The 1,482-nt window shown below is 61.2% G+C and carries 1 protein-coding gene; it reads left to right on the forward strand.

All coding sequences use genetic code 11. The annotated features are described in order from the left end of the window. Positions 1–1,392, forward strand: a 1,392-nt coding sequence (locus AB4Y32_RS40275) for an ISNCY family transposase (protein ID WP_368726558.1), incomplete at its 5' end; no start/stop codon positions are given. Positions 1,393–1,482 lie beyond the last annotated feature (90 nt).

Below are 1,482 nucleotides of genomic sequence, written 5' to 3' on the forward strand. Positions count from 1 at the left end.
CGTGCTGCCGAACGTCTGGGTCTGACGACGAGGCAAGTACGGCGGTTGGTGGCCCGATACCGCGAGTCTGGCGCCGCTGGACTGATCTCTTGCAAGCGCGGTATGCCCGGGAATCGGAGACTGGACGGCGAACTGGCCCAACGTGCTCTGGCCATCGTCCGTGAGCGCTACGCCGATTTCGGCCCGACCCTGGCGTGCGAGAAGCTGCGCGAGTGTCACGGCATCCGGCTCGCGAAGGAAACCGTACGCAAGCTGATGACGGAAGCCGGGCTGTGGATACCGCGCCGGCAGCGCCCGCCGAAGGTCTACCAGCCGCGGGCCCGGCGCGCGTGTCTGGGCGAGCTGGTGCAGATCGACGGCAGCGACCACCGCTGGTTCGAGGACCGGGCGCCGGCCTGCACGCTGCTGGTGTATGTCGACGATGCGACGAGCCGGCTGATGGCGTTGCATTTCACGGCGACCGAATCAACTTTCAGTTATTTCGAAGCTACGCGCGCATACATCGAGCGCCATGGCAAACCCGGCGCGCTCTATAGCGACAAGTACAGCGTGTTTCGCAAAACGGGCGCGAACAAGGATGGCAATAGCGTGACCCACTTTGGACGTGCAATGTACGAACTGAACATCGACACATTTTGCGCGAACAGCAGCCCGGCCAAGGGCCGCGTCGAGCGCGCGCACCAGACGCTGCAGGACCGGCTCGTCAAGGAACTGAGGCTGCGCGGCATCAACACGGTGGCCGAAGCCAATGCGTACGCCCCGATCTTCATGGCCGCTTATAACGCCCGGTTCGCCAAGCCCCCGAAGAGCGATTTTGACGCACACCGGCCGCTGCGCGCTGATGAGAGCCTTGAGTTGGTGATGACGTGGCGCGAGACGCGCAAGGTGACAAAGTCGTTGACCGTGCAATATGACCGCGTGATGTATCTGCTGGATGACACACCGGAGAACCGGAAGCTGATCGATCGGTATGTCGAGGTCTGGGAGTACCCGGATGGGCGTATCGAGCTCAGGATGGACGGCCGAATTCTGGCGTGCAGACAGTATGACCGGCTGGCTGAGATTGATCAGGGTGCGATTGTCGAACACAAACGGCTCGCCCACGTGTTGCAGGTCTCGCAGGCGCTTCAGGCGCAACGCGATAACAGCCGCATCGGAAAGGCACCTTCCCGCACGCATCTGGGCGCTTCAACCAAAGTCCAAAGTCGGATGCCAGGCAAGAAGAAGCAACGCGAGTTCACACAGGCCGACGTCGAACATGCGATCGTGGATCTTGCCCAGCAAAGACAGATGCAACCGCAACATCACAAACCTGGCCGGAGGTCTGCAAGGGACAGGGGAACGGACGTAAGCGCGCTGCCCATTCAAACACCATCCTTCGACACTGCGTGATCTTTAACCCATGAAAAGCAACCCCTGAACCCCTTAAACCCGGACATCTCTATCTAGCCGGGAAGCGGACATCTGAATCTGGCCTCGACA

It is taken from the genome of Paraburkholderia phymatum, assembly GCF_040965635.1.
GTDB lineage: Bacteria > Pseudomonadota > Gammaproteobacteria > Burkholderiales > Burkholderiaceae > Paraburkholderia > Paraburkholderia phymatum_B.